This is a genomic window from Streptomyces apricus (assembly GCF_008369065.1).
GTDB classification, from domain to species: domain Bacteria; phylum Actinomycetota; class Actinomycetes; order Streptomycetales; family Streptomycetaceae; genus Streptomyces; species Streptomyces apricus.
Genome location: NZ_VDFC01000083.1, coordinates 30,642 through 45,469, shown reverse-complemented (window position 1 = coordinate 45,469; position 14,828 = coordinate 30,642). Strand labels below are relative to the sequence as shown.

General features: G+C 72.0%; 10 protein-coding genes. 8 read left to right on the top strand and 2 right to left on the bottom strand.

Going from position 1 to position 14,828, the window contains the following annotated elements:
• The first annotated feature begins 175 nt into the window (after positions 1 to 175).
• Positions 176 to 658 carry a MarR family winged helix-turn-helix transcriptional regulator gene (locus tag FGF04_RS35905; protein WP_149515577.1) on the top strand — a complete coding sequence of 161 codons (483 nt, stop codon included), beginning with the start codon at positions 176 to 178 and terminating at the stop codon, positions 656 to 658.
• Positions 655 to 2,130: an MFS transporter gene (locus tag FGF04_RS35900; protein WP_149515576.1), complete on the top strand. Its 1,476-nt coding sequence runs from the start codon at positions 655 to 657 to the stop codon at positions 2,128 to 2,130. The genes FGF04_RS35905 and FGF04_RS35900 overlap by 4 nt, the downstream gene beginning before the upstream one ends.
• Here the strand turns inward: FGF04_RS35900 and uvrA are convergent.
• Both uvrA and FGF04_RS35890 read right to left on the bottom strand, forming a co-directional pair.
• Positions 2,094 to 4,568, bottom strand: coding sequence for an excinuclease ABC subunit UvrA (uvrA, locus tag FGF04_RS35895; RefSeq protein ID WP_149515575.1), 2,475 nt, complete (start codon positions 4,566 to 4,568; stop codon positions 2,094 to 2,096). The two genes, FGF04_RS35900 and uvrA, sit on opposite strands and share 37 nt — an antisense overlap.
• 203 nt (positions 4,569 to 4,771) lie before the next feature.
• Complete coding sequence (locus FGF04_RS35890; protein WP_149515574.1) at positions 4,772 to 7,375, bottom strand: PA14 domain-containing protein; 2,604 nt, start codon at positions 7,373 to 7,375, stop codon at positions 4,772 to 4,774.
• Between the two features lie 325 nt (positions 7,376 to 7,700).
• On the opposite strand from FGF04_RS35890, the gene FGF04_RS35885 reads away from it, so the two are divergent.
• The 6 genes from FGF04_RS35885 (at position 7,701) to FGF04_RS35860 (ending at position 14,809) form a co-directional block, all read left to right on the top strand.
• Positions 7,701 to 8,714, top strand: a complete 1,014-nt coding sequence (locus FGF04_RS35885; protein ID WP_149515573.1) for a LacI family DNA-binding transcriptional regulator — start codon at positions 7,701 to 7,703, stop codon at positions 8,712 to 8,714.
• A 165-nt stretch (positions 8,715 to 8,879) separates the two neighbouring features.
• Entirely contained in the window at positions 8,880 to 9,971 is a 1,092-nt protein-coding gene (locus FGF04_RS35880; RefSeq protein WP_149515572.1) for an ABC transporter substrate-binding protein, read from the top strand.
• Position 9,972: 1 nt separating this feature from the next.
• Positions 9,973 to 11,562 (top strand): sugar ABC transporter ATP-binding protein, encoded by a 1,590-nt coding sequence (locus FGF04_RS35875; RefSeq protein WP_149515571.1) that lies wholly within the window; start codon positions 9,973 to 9,975, stop codon positions 11,560 to 11,562.
• Positions 11,555 to 12,517, top strand: a complete 963-nt coding sequence (locus FGF04_RS35870; protein WP_149515570.1) for an ABC transporter permease — start codon at positions 11,555 to 11,557, stop codon at positions 12,515 to 12,517. Before FGF04_RS35875 ends, FGF04_RS35870 begins: the two co-directional genes overlap by 8 nt.
• On the top strand, positions 12,514 to 13,548 hold the full coding sequence (locus FGF04_RS35865) for an ABC transporter permease (RefSeq protein WP_149515569.1): 1,035 nt from the start codon (positions 12,514 to 12,516) through the stop codon (positions 13,546 to 13,548). Before FGF04_RS35870 ends, FGF04_RS35865 begins: the two co-directional genes overlap by 4 nt.
• A 172-nt stretch (positions 13,549 to 13,720) precedes the next feature.
• Entirely contained in the window at positions 13,721 to 14,809 is a 1,089-nt protein-coding gene (locus FGF04_RS35860) for a glutamate--cysteine ligase 2 (RefSeq protein WP_149515568.1), read from the top strand.
• Positions 14,810 to 14,828 lie beyond the last annotated feature (19 nt).

Sequence of the window (14,828 nt, the reverse complement as noted above, 5' to 3'; positions counted from 1 at the left end):
CGCAAGGACGCGACGACAGAACGGCGCGACCGCCCGGCTGTGACCGGTCGGCGCTTAAGCTATAGCAAATAAGCTACGTCACAGAAGAGGAGCGGAAGCATCTCTTGCAGCCCAGGGACAGCGGAAATCGACAGCCTGGGTTGTACAGTCCAGGCTGTCTACCTACAGTGAGAAGATGACCGACGACGAAGCACCGCCGAGCGAGACCGCCGTCCGGGCCGCCGGTGACATCTGGATGGTGGTCGGCGCGCTCCGCCGCAAGCTGCGGGTCCTGGAGGCGGGCGAGAGCCTCGTCGACCAGGACCGGGACGGGGAGAAGGAGCCGTCCCTCTCGCAGATCTCCGTCCTGCGGCGCCTCGCGCGCGGCGGCCCCGCCTCGGCGAGCGACCTCGCCGTCGCCGAGGGCGTCCGGCCCCAGTCCATGGCGAAGACCGTCATCGCCCTGGAGCAGGCCGGGCTCGTGGCCCGGCACCAGGACCCCGGGGACGGACGCCGGCAGCTCGTCTCGCTCACCGAACAGGGCCGCGAACGGCGACAGGGCGAGCGCCTGGCCCGCCAGGCGTGGCTCGCCCGGGCCCTTCAGGAACACGGCACCGAGGAGGAGATCCAGGCGGTCGTCACCGCCATGGCGCTGCTCGACAGGGTGGCCCAGGCATGACCGGACCGGCCGGACACGAGGACGGGACGCCTCCCGGGGAGGCCGGCCGCTTCGACCGGCGCCTGATCGCACCGCTGGTCCTCGGCTCGGTCCTGAACCCCGTCAACTCCTCGATGCTCGCGGTCGCGCTCATACCCATCGGCCGCGCCTTCGGGGCGCCCCCCTCCCAGACGGCCTGGCTGGTCTCGGGCCTGTACCTGGCCACCGCGGTCGGCCAGCCGGTGATCGGCCGCCTGGTCGACCTGTACGGCCCGCGGCGGCTCTACCTGTGGGGCACGGCCCTCGCCGGCGCCGCCGGGCTCCTCGGCACCCTCGCCCCCGAGCTCTGGGTCCTGGTCGTCTCCCGCGTCCTGCTCGGGTTCGGCACCTCGGCGGCCTTCCCCGCGTCGATGTCGCTGCTGCGCTCGGAGGCCGGACGCACCGGCGGGGGGAGCCCGGCCGGTATCCTCGCCGCGCTCTCGGCCGGCAACCAGGTCATCGCGGTCGTCGGACCGGCCCTCGGCGGCCTGCTGATCGGCGCCGGCGGCTGGCAGCTGATCTTCGCCGTCAACGTGCCGCTGTCCCTCGCCTGCCTGGTCCTGGGGGCGCTGTGGCTGCCCCGCACGGTCCCGTCCGGCACGGGGACGCGCGTCGACGTGCCGGGCATGCTGCTCTTCGCCGGGGCGCTGACGTCCTTCATGTTCTTCCTGATGGCCCCCGGCGTCGCCCACGCGTACCTGGTGGCGCTCGGCCTGGCCGCCGGCGCGCTGTTCGTCCGCCGGGAACTACGGACGGGCGAACCGTTCATGGACCTGCGGGTCCTCGCCGGGAACGCGCCGCTGCTCCTCACGTACGTCCGTCAGTGCCTCGCGTACTGCACGGCGTACGCGTTCTTCTACGGCTACGGCCAGTGGCTCCAGGAGGCCCGGGGGCTGAACGCCTCGCAGGCCGGTCTGCTCCTGGTGCCGCTGTCGGCGACGGCCGTGGCCGTCACGGCGCTCACCGGACGCCGTGGACGAATACGGGGCGCGCTCGTGGTGGGCGCCGCCGTCCAGTGCGCCGGCTGCGCGGTGCTGCTGCTCCTGGGGGACGGCAGCCCGCTGTGGCTCCTCGTCTCGCTGAGCGCGCTGGTCGGCGTCCCCCACGGGCTGATCGGGCTGGCCAACCAGAACGCCCTGTACGTCCAGGCCGACCCGGCGCGCATGGGCACCTCCGCGGGGCTCCTGCGCACGTCCATGTACGTCGGCGCGCTGTTCGCGGCGGCGGCGAACGCCGCCTTCTTCCACGACGGCGCCACCAGCGCGGGACTGCACTCGCTGGCCCGGCTGCTCCTCGGCGTGGCTGCGGTGTTCCTGCTCGTGTGCGTGGCCGACCGGACGCTGGGCCGCGACGGCGGTGTCGGTGGGCCGGCTCCACAGAAGTCCGGGCCGGGGCCCGCCGCGCAGGAGGGCGGCGGTCAGCGGCGCCGGTCCGCCAGGCGGCGTGCCAGGTAGGGGGCCGTGGCGCTGCGCCGCGACTTCGCCACCTTCGCCGGCGGGCCCTCCGCGACCACCCGGCCGCCCGCGTCCCCGCCGCCGGGACCCAGGTCGACGATCCAGTCGGCGGTGGCGATCGTGTCGAGGTCGTGCTCGACCAGGACGACCGTGTTGCCCGCGTCGACGAGCCGGTGCAACTGCCGCAGCAGCAGGGCGATGTCGGCGGGGTGGAGTCCGGCGGTCGGCTCGTCCAGGAGGTAGAGCGCGTGGCCGCGGCGGGCCCGCTGCAGCTCCGTGGCCAGCTTGATGCGCTGGGCCTCGCCGCCGCTGAGCTCCGTGGCCGGCTGCCCGAGGCGCAGGTAGCCGAGGCCCACCTCCCGCAGAGTCTCCAGGCTCCGGGCCGCGGCCGGGACGTCGGCGAGGAACCCGGCGGCCTCGTCCACGGGCATGGCCAGCACGTCCGCGACGTTCCTGCCCCGGTACATCACCTCCAGCGTCTCCGCGTCGTACCGGGCCCCGTGGCAGACCGGGCAGGGGGCGTATGTGCCGGGCAGGAACAGCAGCTCGACCTCGACGAACCCCTCCCCCTGGCAGTTCCCGCACCGGCCCTCGGCGACGTTGAAGGAGAACCGGCCCGCCGAGTAGCCGCGCGCCCGGGCCTCGTCGGTGGCCGCATACAGCTTGCGGACCGCGTCGAACAGGCCCGTGTACGTCGCCAGGTTGGAGCGGGGCGTGCGGCCGATGGGGCGCTGGTCGACCCGGACCAGCCGGTCGAAGGAGTCGAGCCCGGACGCGTCCCGCAGGCCGATCTCCGGTGCCTCGTCCTCGGCGTCGTCGGGGCCCTGCCCGAGGTGGGCGCGGACGACCTCGGCGAGCACCTGGGTCACCAGGGTCGACTTCCCGGACCCGGACACCCCGGTCACCGCGGTCAGCACCCCCAGCGGTACGCCGACCGAGACGTCCCGCAGGTTGTGCCGGGTGACGCCGTCCAGCTCCAGCCATCCCTGGGGCTCGCGCGGGCGGTGCTCCACGGGCGGGGCGTGCCCGAACAGGTGGCGGCCGGTCACGGACTCCCCGACCTGTTCGAGGCCGGCCACCGGACCGCTGTACAGGACCCGGCCGCCGTCCTCGCCCGCGCCGGGACCGATGTCCACCACCCAGTCCGCCCGCCGCACGACGTCCATGTCGTGCTCCACGACGAAGAGCGTGTTGCCCGCGGCCTTGAGGCGGTCCAGCACGTCCAGCAGCGGCTCCGCGTCGGCCGGGTGCAGTCCCGCGGAGGGCTCGTCGAGGACGTAGACGACGCCGAACAGGCCCGAGCGGAGCTGGGTGGCGATGCGCAGCCGCTGCGCCTCGCCGGGCGACAGGGTCGTCGAGCGGCGGCCCGGGGCGAGGTAGCCGAGGCCGAGGCCCAGCAGCACCTCGATCCGGGCGACCAGGTCCGCACAGAGGCGTACCGCCGCCTCGCCCGTCTCCTCGGAGGCGCCCGCCGCGGTGGCCGCCCCGGTCCCGGAGGCTTCGGCGACCGGGCGCAGGACGGTGACGAGCTCGGTCAGGGGCAGCGCGTTGACCTCGGCGATGGAGCGGCCGGCGAAGGTCACGGCCAGGGCCTCGGGGCGCAGGCCGCTGCCCCCGCACTCCGGGCAGGGCACGCTGCGTACGAAGCGCAGGGCCCGTTCCCGCATCCGCTCGCTCTTGGAGTCGGCGAGGACGTGCATGATGTGGGCGCGGGCGCTCCAGAACGTGCCGTGGTAGCCGTAGTCGATCCGGTCGGCCTCCGGTGCGATCAGGACCGACGGCTGCTCGTCGGTGTGCAGGAGCCAGTCGCGGTCCTTCTTGCGCAGCCTGCGCCACGGCTTGTCGATGTCGATGCCCAGGTTGCTGACGATGCTGCGCAGGTTGGCGCCCTGCCAGGCACCGGGCCAGGCCGCGATCGCGCCTTCGCGGATGCTCAGGGAGGGGTCCGGTACGAGCAGGTCGTCGGCCACGTCGACGACGGCTCCGAGCCCGTGGCAGCGCGGGCAGGCGCCGGCCGCGGTGTTGGGCGAGAACGCCTCGGCGGCCAGGTGCGGGGCGCCCGGCGGATACGTACCGGCCCGCGAGTACAGGATCCGCAGCAGGTTGGACAGGGTGGTGAGGGTGCCGACGGTCGACCGGGAGCTGGGGGCGCCGTGCCGCTGCTGGAGGGCCACGGCGGGCGGCAGTCCGGAGATCTCCTGGACGTGCGGCGCGCCGACCTGCTGGAGCAGGCGGCGGGCGTACGGCGCGACGGACTCGAAGTAGCGGCGCTGGGCCTCCGCGTACAGGGTGCCGAAGGCCAGCGAGGACTTGCCCGAGCCGGAGATGCCGGTGAAGGCGACCATGGCGTCGCGGGGCACGTCCACGTCGACGTTCTTGAGATTGTGCTCGCCGGCACCTCTGACGTGCACGAATCCGTCGGACGCGGGGTCGTTCACGGCTCCTCCTCGGCGGACGGGGTCCGGGCCGCCGTGGCGGCGGCCCGGGCCGTGGGGACCCGGCCCGTCCGGCAGTGAGCAGGAGGCGGCTCGACGGGCCCGGGCACCGTGACGATGACCGGTCCCCACTCCCCCAGCCTGACCCCTTCCGCCCGCCGCGGCATCCGCAGCGGACGGAAGGGGCGACTCGACCGGGCCGGAGGTCAGGCGCAGCCCGCCGGGGTCGCCCGGGACACGTCCTCGATCAGGGACTCATGGGCCGCCCTGACCCGCTGCACGTCGGGCTTGACGACCGCGCGGTCGTAGGTGAGGAGCCCGTTGAGCTCGCCCTCGACGTCCGCGATCTGGGTGTACACCGCACCGTTGCCGCCCCGGCAGGCGAGGGCGCGCACCTCGTCGAGCTTGGTGAGGTAGTCGTCGGTGTACGTGGCCGGGTCGACGTCGACGTAGGACTGCTGCACCGACCAGGCGTGACCGGGCACGGCCAGGCCCAGGCCGCCGTACTCGCCCATGACCAGGGCCCGCCTGCCGTCGGGGTGCGGCGGCAGCGCGGGGCTCGGGTAGCCGTGCTCGTCCATGATGTCGCCGGTGCCGCCGTCGGCGCCGAGGTTGAGGCCCGACTGGTTGTTGACCAGCCGTGTCGGGTCCCAGGCCTTGGCCTGCTCGGCGATGCGGCCCACGTCGTACTGGCCCCACCCTTCGTTGAAGGTGACCCACATGACGATCGACGGGCTGCTGATGTGCTCGTCGATCATCTGCTTCATCTCGCGCTCGTAGGTGGCGCGGGCGGTCGCGGAGGGGTTCACGCCCGCCGTCATGGCCGGCATGTCCTGCCAGACGAGCAGGCCGAGTCGGTCGGCCCAGTAGAACCACCGGTCGGGCTCGACCTTGATGTGCTTGCGGACCGCGTTGAAGCCCATTTCCTTGTGCATCCTGAGGTCGTACGCGAGGGCCTTGTCGCTCGGGGCGGTGTGCAGGCCGTCGGGCCAGAAGCCCTGGTCGAGGGTGGCCATCATGAAGACCGGCTCGCCGTTGAGGACGGTGCGCGGGGTGCCCCCGACGTTGCGCACCTCGATGGACCGCATGCCGAAGTAGCTCTCGACCCGGTCCTTGCCGACGGTGACCTTCAGGTCGTACAGGAACGGGTCGTCCGGCGACCACAGGCGCGCGTCGCGGATCCTGAGGGTGAGCGGGCCGCCGGTGCGGCCGGAGGCGGTGGCCACCTTGCGCTTTCCCTCGTACGCGGTCGCCGTGACCGGCACCCCGTCGCGCACGCCCTTCGGCGCGACCGTCAGCGTGCCGGCGCCGACGTCGGGGGTGAGGGCGAGCGAGTCGACGTGGTCGGCGGCGACGGGCTCCATCCACACGGTCTGCCAGATGCCGGAGGACGGGGTGTACCAGATGCCGCTGGGGTCGAGGCGCTGCTTGCCGAGCGGCGGGTTCTCGGCGTTCGCGGCGTCCGTCGGGTCGTAGACGCCGACGATCAGTTCCTGGGTGCGGCCGGGCTTCAGGGCGTCGGTGACATCGGCGGCGAACTTGTCGTAGCCGCCCTGGTGCTCGGTGACCTTCGTGCCGTTGACGTAGACCTCGGAACGCCAGTCGACCGCGCCGAAGTTGAGCCGCAGACGCTGCTTCGAACCGATCTTCCAGTCCTTCGGGACGGTGAAGGTGCGCCGGTACCACATGCGGTCCTCGTGCCGTTCGATGCCCGACAGCTGCGACTCGACGGGGTACGGGACGAGGATCTTCTCGGCGAGCTTCTTCCCCACCGGCGGCTGCTCCCCCGCCTCGGCGGCCGCGAACTGCCAGCTGCCGTTGAGGTTCCGCCAGTCGTCGCGGGTGAGCTGGGGCCGCGGGTACTCGCGGTGGGCGTTGGCCGGGGTGACGTCCTCGCCCCAGCGGGTGCTCAGCTGGTGGGTGGATTGGTTGGTGCCGCTGCTCCAGAAGGACTTGACAACGTTGCCGTCCTGGCCGGAGAGTCCCCCCGCCCCGTCGTAGCGCACCTCGGCGGAGCCGCGCGCGGTGCCGGTCTTGTTGCCGACCACGGGCTCCTTCAGCGCGATCAGCAGGGACCGGGGGTCGGCCGGGTCCAGCCTGATGCGGCCGAGCGGCCAGGTCGCCCCGCCGATCACCGCGTCCAGGTGGTCCAGGAGACCGGCCGGGGGTGCCTTGAGCTTCTGGGCGAAGTCCAGCCGTAGGGTGCGGCCGTCCCGCAGGACGGTGGTGGCGACAGCCCCGTCGTAGTCGTAACCCGCGGGCAGCAGGAACGCCGACTGCGGGACCGCGGTCTTGGTGCCGCCGGGCGGTGTCCAGCGCACGTGGAGGTTGGAGCCTCCCCAGTGCTCGAAGTACTCGATCTTGATGTCGTAGGCGTTGCCGGCCGTCAACTCGACGGGCTCAGCGGTCTGTTCGCGGTCCCAGTCGTCGACCCAGTGGTCGATGGCGATCTTCCCGTCCACCCACAGCCGGAAGCCGTTGTCCCCGATGACCGAGAAGGTGGTGGGCCCGGTCCTCTCCGGCACGATCCGCCCGGTCCAGCGGACGCTCACGTCGTCCGACCTCCCGGTCGCCGACCGCAGCCGGGACTCCAGGTTGTCGAAGTCGAGCTGCGCGTCCATGCCCGTGGCCTTGAGCTCGTGGAAGTCGAAGGCGCCGGGGGCGGACTGGGTGTAGTACTCGCCCTTGAGGCCGTGGACCTCGACGGGGTCCTCCACGGCCGTCGCGACGGGCGCGGCGGCGAGTCCCGCGGCGCCCAGCGCCGCCGCGAGGAGCAGGGCGAGTCGTTTTCGCAGTGGTCTCGTGCGCACGGATCCTCCTGAGGGTCTCATGACGGATCTTCGCGGCGTCACGACGTCCGGCACACACCCTCGCCGCACGCCGTGAAGGGAGCAGGTGGCAGCGCCACACGACCCTTCGCACCGCCCGCCGGGCGCACGCACCGAACGCCGTTCCTTCACCCACGGAGATCCCTCACGAACCCCTAGGGTGAGGAAGGGTGGCGGCTCGGAGCTTCAGTCTGTACAACGTTGGAAGCAACAGCAGTTGGCATGAGAGCACGGGCTCGCGCCTGCTGTCCAGATCCATGACAAAGCTCCGGTCGCGCGGAGTTCCCGTCGATGCCGAGGAGATCCTTTGCGGGTCAGCCTGAAGGACGTGGCCGAACGGGCCGGCGTCTCGATCAAGACCGTTTCGAACGTGGTGAACAACTATCCGCACATCACACCGGCGATGCGCGCACGGGTACAGGAGGCGATCGACGAGCTCGGCTACCGGCCGAACCTCACCGCACGGCATTTGCGCAAAGGCCGTACGGGCATCATCGCGCTCGCCGTCCCCGAGCTCGGCAACCCCTATTTCGCCGAGCTCGCGGGTGCGGTCATCGACGCCGCCGCTGAGCACGAGTTCACCGTCCTGCTCGACCACACGCGGGGCGACCGCCAGCAGGAACTGCTGGTCAGCCAGGGTTTCCGGGCCCGGGTGATCGACGGGCTGATCCTCAGCCCGCTGGAGCTGGAGCCGGAGGACCTGCAGGGCCGGGCCGACGACGTGCCGCTGGTGCTGCTGGGCGAGCGCGAGTACGGCCTGCCCTTCGACCACATCGCGATCGACAACGTCGCGGCCGCCCGCACGGCGGTGCGCCACCTGCTCGACCGCGGCCGGACCCGGATCGCCTACCTCGGTACGCGCACGGACTCCGCGAACCGGCCCGCCCACCTGCGGCTGGACGGCTGGCGCGCGGAGCTGGCGGCCGCGGGCCTGCCGGTGGACGAGGAGCTGATCGTGCCGGTCGGCGGCTGGGACCGGGACGACGGCGCCCGCGCCATGGCGAACCTGCTGGACGCGGGCCTGCGGCCGGACGCGGTGTTCGCGTTCAACGACCTCATCGCCATCGGCGCCATGCGGGTGCTGCACGAGCGCGGGCTGCGGGTGCCGTGGGACATCGCCGTGGTCGGTTTCGACGACATCGCCGAGAGCCGGTTCGGAGCCGTCTCGCTGACCACCATCGCACCGGACAAGCAGGCGATCGCGCGGCTCGCGGTGGCCTCGCTGCTGCGCAGTCTTTCGGGCCGCCAGGACCCCGGCGGACGCGAACTGACGGCGGAGTTCCGGCTGGTGGAGCGGGAGAGCACGCTGGGCCGCCGCTGACGTCGGAGCGAGCGAAACGGTCGAGATATCGGACGGAGGGGTTTACACGCCCCTTCCAACGATGTAAAAACCTCCCCTGAACGCCGTGCACGCCGTGTTGCCCGTCAAGTACCGAATGACCCGGGAGCGCTTTCAGCTCCGGGGCCGCGCCGTTTGGGGACCGCAATGAAGCCGACCGCACTCTCTCGTCGCACCACCGCTCGCACTCTGCTCGCCACCGGCCTCCTCACGAGCCTGGCGCTGACCGGATGCACCAAGTCCGAGGACTCCGGGGACGACAAGGCCACCGAGCAGCAGGCCGACGCCGGCCAGGAGGTCGCCTCGCCGAGTGCCGGCTCCGGGCCGGGCTGCACCATCGCCGCGTACGGGGGCGAGAAGCTCGACCTCAAGAACGCCACCGTGGGCTTCTCGCAGTCCGAGAAGGAGGCCAACCCCTTCCGGATCGCCGAGACCGCCTCGATCAGGGCCGAGGCGAAGAAGCGCGGCGTCAAGCTGCTCACCGCCAACGCCCAGTCGCAGTTCTCCAAGCAGATCAGCGACGTCCAGGACCTCATCGCCAAGGGCGCCGACGTGCTGGTGATCGCGCCGCTCAACTCGGACGGCTGGGAGCCGGTCCTGAAGACGGCGTCGGCCAAGCACATCCCGATCGTCACGGTGGACCGCAAGATCAACGCCACCGCGTGCAAGGACTACGTGAGCTTCATCGGCTCCGACTTCGTGGAGCAGGGCAAGCGGGCCGCCGACCAGATGATCGAGGCGACCGGCGGCAAGGGCGAGATCGCCATCCTGCTGGGCGCCGCGGGCAACAACGTCACCACGGAACGCACCAAGGGCTTCGTGGACCAGATCAAGGCGGAGGCGCCCGGCCTCAAGGTGGTGTTCCAGCAGACCGGTGAGTTCGCCCGCGAGAAGGGCCAGTCGGTCACCGAGAACCTCATCCAGTCCAAGCCCGGCATCAAGGGCATCTACGCCGAGAACGACGAGATGGGCCTCGGAGCCGTCAACGCCCTGAAGGGCGCGGGCAAGAAGGCCGGCGACGTCAAGATCGTGACCATCGACGGCACCCGCAACGCCGTCCAGGGCATCGTGGACGGCTGGATCAGCGGCGTCGTCGAGTCCAACCCGCGCTTCGGGCCGCTCGCCTTCCAGACCCTGGACAGCTTCACCAAGGGCGACGAGGTGGCGCAGGACATCGTCATCAAGGACACCGAGTACACCGAGGCGAACGCCAAGACGGACATCGGCAAGGCCTACTGACATGCTCTCCGTCACCGGCGTGTCCAAGCTCTTCCCCGGCGTGAAGGCGCTGTCCGACGTGGACTTCACCGCCCGCGCCGGGGAGGTGCACGCCCTCGTCGGCGAGAACGGCGCGGGCAAGTCGACCCTGATCAAAGTACTCACCGGTGTCTACCAGCCGGACGCGGGCGAGGTCGTCCACGACGGCACGCCGGTCCGCTTCACGACGCCCCTGCAGGCCCAGCAGGCGGGCATCTCCACGATCTACCAGGAGGTCAACCTCGTCCCGCTGATGAGCGTGGCGCGCAACCTCTTCCTCGGCCGCGAACCCCGCGGCCGGCTCGGCCTCATCGACTTCCGGCGCATGCACCGGGAGGCAGAGGAGGCGCTGTCGGGCCTGGGCATCCGGGTCGACGTACGGCGCCCGCTGCGCGAACTGGGCGTGGGCGCCCAGCAGATGGTGGCCCTCGCGCGGGCCGTCGCCCTGGACGCCCGCGTGGTGATCATGGACGAGCCCACCTCGTCGCTGGAGCCGCGCGAGGTGCGCACCCTCTTCCGGGTGATCCGCATGCTGCGCGAGCGCGGCATCGCGGTGGTCTACGTCAGCCACCGCATGGACGAGCTGTACGAGATCTGCGACGCCGTCACCGTGCTGCGGGACGGCCGGGTGGTGCACACCGGGCGGCTCGCCGACCTGGACCGGCTGCGGCTGGTCTCGCTCATGCTGGGCCGCGACATCGGCGAGGTCCGCAGCGAGGGCCTGACCAAGTTCACCGGCTCGCACCAGGCGGCGGCCGAACCGGTGCTGCGGGCGGAGGGACTGACGATCCGTCACCAGTTGCACGACGTGTCGCTGTCCATCCGTCCGGGCGAGGTGGTCGGTCTGGGCGGGCTCCTCGGCTCGGGCCGCAGCGAGACCGCGAAGGTGATCGCCGGTGCCCTGTCCGCGGACGCGGGCCGGGTCTCGGTCGGCGGCGTGCCCGTGCGCACCGGCTCCACCCCGGCCGCGATCCGCGCCGGCATCAGCCTGCTGCCGGAGGACCGCAAGGCCGAGGGCATCTCCCCCGGCCTCTCGGTCCGGGAGAACATCGCGCTGGCCGCCCTGCCCGGTCTCTCCCGGTTCGGCCTGGTGGACAACGCGCGCGTCGACGAGGTCGTGGACGGCTTCGTGAAGCGGCTGCGCATCAAGTCGGCGGGCCCGCACCAGAAGGTCGGCGAGCTCTCCGGCGGCAACCAGCAGAAGGTGCTGCTGGCCCGCTGGCTCGCCATGCACCCCAAGGTGCTGCTCCTCGACGAACCGACCCGCGGCATCGACGTGGGGGCCAAGGCGGAGGTCCAGTCCCTCATCGACGAACTCGCCGACGAGGGACTCGCGGTGCTCCTGATCTCCTCCGACACCGAGGAACTCATCGAGGGCAGCGACCGGATCGTCGTGCTCAAGGACGGCGTGGTCGTCGACGAGCTGACCGGCGACGCCGTCACCGAGGACGCGCTGATGCGGGCCATCGCCGCCGAACCGGGAGCGGCGTCCGTACCCGCGGAGCCCGCCGCTCCCGCACCCACCGAGGAAGCCGTGAAACCCGCAGAATCCGCCGGGAGCACCCATGACTGACCTGTCGCTCGCACGCGGCCAGGTGGACCGCGAGCGGCTGCTGCGCCTGCTCCAGGAGTACGGCGTGTACGCGGGCGTCGTCGCCCTGCTCGCGTTCAACTTCGTCTTCACCTCGAACTTCGTCTCGGCGGAGAACTTCCGCACCCAGGCCGTCCAGGTGGCGCCGGTCCTCATCGTCGCGCTCGGCATGGCGCTCGCGATCGGCACCGAGGGCGTCGACCTGGCGGTGGGCTCGGTGATGGCCCTGTCCACCTCGCTGCTGTCCCTGTACCTCGGTTACGGCATGGTGCCGGCCATCCTCATGGCACTGGTCGGCGGCATCGCGGTCGGCCTGGCGAACGGGTCACTGGTCGCCTTCCTCGGCGTCCAGCCCATCGTCGCCACGCTCGCCCTCATGGTCGCCGCACGGGGCATCGCCCTGGTGCTGCTCCCCCAGCTGGAGGACGTGCGCGATCCGGGCATGGCGTCGCTGGGCTCCGGAGACGTGCTGGGCGTGCCCTACCTCGTCCTCATCGCGGCGGCGCTGGCCCTGCTGGTGGCCTTCGTGGTGCGCCGCACCACCTTCGGGCGGCAGCTGCTCGCGGTGGGCGACAGCAGGCCGGCGGCCCGGCTGGCGGGTCTGCCGGTGCGCCGGATCCTCATCATCGTGTACGCGGCCTCGGGCGCCCTGGCCGCGGTGGCGGGCATCCTCGCCACCGCCCGCCTGACGGCCAGCGACCCGACCTCGCTGGGCACCCTGATGGAACTGTCCGCGATCACGGCCGTGGTCGTCGGCGGCACCCCGCTGTCCGGCGGCCGCATCCGCATCGGCGGCACCGTCGCCGGGGCCGTCCTGATCCAGCTGCTGACCACCACGCTCATCAAGCACGACCTGCAGCCGTCGTGGACGCAGATGGCCCAGGCCGTGGTCATCGTCGCCGCCGTCTACGCGGCCCGTGAACGGGGGAAGCGATGACCGCCGCGACCGAGGAGGCCGAGACGCAGTCGGCCACCGTCACCAAGGCCGCCGACAGCGAGGCCGGCGCGGCGAGCCGCGCCGAACGCCTCAGCGCCCTCGCCCAGCAGCACGGCGCCCTGGTCACCCTCCTGGTGGCCATGGTGGCGGCGTCGCTGAGCTTCGACACGTTCCTGACCGGCGACAACCTGGAGAACATGGCGCTGTCGTCGGCGTTCCTGGCCATCGTGGCGCTCGGGATGACCTTCGTCATCGTCACCGGCGGGATCGACCTGTCGGTGGGCTCGCTCTTCGCCCTCGGCGGGGTGCTGGCGGCCTGGGGCTCGCAGTACGGCACGGTGGTGGCCCTGCTGCTGCCGCTCGCGGTGTGCGGGCTGATCGGCGTGGTCAACGGGCTGCTCATCGCCCGCTCGGGCCTGGCCCCGTTCATCGTCACCCTCGCCGCGCTGCTCGGCGCCCGCGGCATCCTGCTGGCGATCACCGACGAGGGCTCGAAGACCTACCTGGTCGACAAGGACTCGTTCTTCGCGACGCTCGGGCAGGGATCGCTCCTCGGCATCGGGGTGCCGATCTGGATCACGGTGGCGCTGTTCGTGGTGGGCGCCGTCGTCCTGCGGCGCTCCCGGTTCGGGCAGTACGTGTACGCGGTCGGCGGCAACGAGGACGCGGCGGCCCTGATGGGTGCCCCCGTGGCCCGTACGAAGATCACCGTGTACGCCCTGTCGGGGCTGTGCGCCGGGCTGGCAGGGGCGCTGAACGCGGCCTGGCTGGCGTCGGGCGTGACGATCCTGGGCTCGGGCATGGAGCTGGAGGCCATCTCGGCGGTCGTCATCGGCGGGACCCTGCTGTCGGGCGGCTTCGGCTTCGTCAGCGGCTCGCTGGTCGGCGTCCTGCTGCTGAAGGTGATCCAGAACGTCATCAACCAGATCGGCTCCCTGGACTCGGCCTACCAACAGGTGGTCAGCGGCGCGTTCCTGGCCGTGGTGGTCGTCGCCCAGACCTGGCTGGGACGCAGACGCCGCGTGCTGTGAAACGCGGCCGTCTCTCCTGAGCGGCCCTGCCCGGACGGCACCGACACCGTCCGGGCAGGGCCGCAATAAGTGTTCGGCCTCCGTTCCTGGGCACCTGGGGAGTCCGGAAGGGCGAGCCACCCGGCGTTTCCCTTCCCTCTGCCCGGAAGACCCTTATGAGAGGCTTTGTCACGTGCGTACCGTGGGAGTGGAAGAAGAACTCCTCCTGGTCGATCCCTCGACCGGAGAGCCGCAGGCCCTGTCCGCCGCGGTACTCGCTCGTGCCGCCAGGGCCGAGCCGTCCGAGGAGACGTTCGAGAAGGAGCTGCACAGTCAGCAGCTCGAGTTCGCCACCCATCCGTGCGCGGACATGACCGACCTCGGCGCGGAGATCGTGCGCTGCCGGCAGGAGGCGGGACGGGTCGCCGGGGAGATCGGCGCCGCCGTGGTGGCACTGGCCACCTCCCCCGTGCCGGTCACGCCGTCGCTCAGCACGAACAAGCGGTACGAGTGGCTCGCGCAGGAGTTCGGGCTGCCGGTCCAGGAGCAGCTCGTCTGCGGCTGCCACATCCATGTGTCGGTCGAGTCGGACGACGAGGCCGTCGCGGTGCTCGACCGGATCCGCCCCTGGCTGTCGGTCCTGACGGCGCTGAGCGCCAACTCCCCGTTCTGGCAGGGCAAGGACAGCCTCTACAGCAGCTACCGGAGCCGGGTGTGGATGCGCTGGCCCATGGCCGGCCCCAACGAGCCCTTCGGTACGGCCGCCGACTACCACCGGCGGGTCGACGACATGGTGGCCACCGGTGTCCTGCTGGACAAGGGCATGGTCTACTTCGACGCGCGGATCGCCGAGCGGTACCCCACCGTCGAGATCCGGGTGTCGGACGTCGCCCTGGAGGCGAGCACCGCCACCCTGCTCGCCACCCTGACCCGCGGGCTCGTCGAGACGGCGGCGCGCGAGTGGCGTGCGGGGACGGCGCCGGCGGACCACAGCGTGGAGCTGCTGCGGCTGGCCGCCTGGCGGGCCGCCCGGTCGGGCCTCGAAGGGGAGCTCCTGCACCCCCGGAGCATGCGGCCGGCGCCCGCCGCGGAGGTCGTCCACGCGCTCCTGGAGCACGTCGGCCCCGCCCTGGACGACAGCGGGGACGCCGACCGCGCGCACAAGACCGCCGGGGACCTGCTGCGCCACGGCAACGGCGCCCGCATCCAGCGCCAGGTGCTGGAGCGGACCGGAAGCCTGGGCGACGTCGTCACGGAGTGCGTACGACGCACCCAGGCATGAGGGCCGGCGGGTCCGGGGG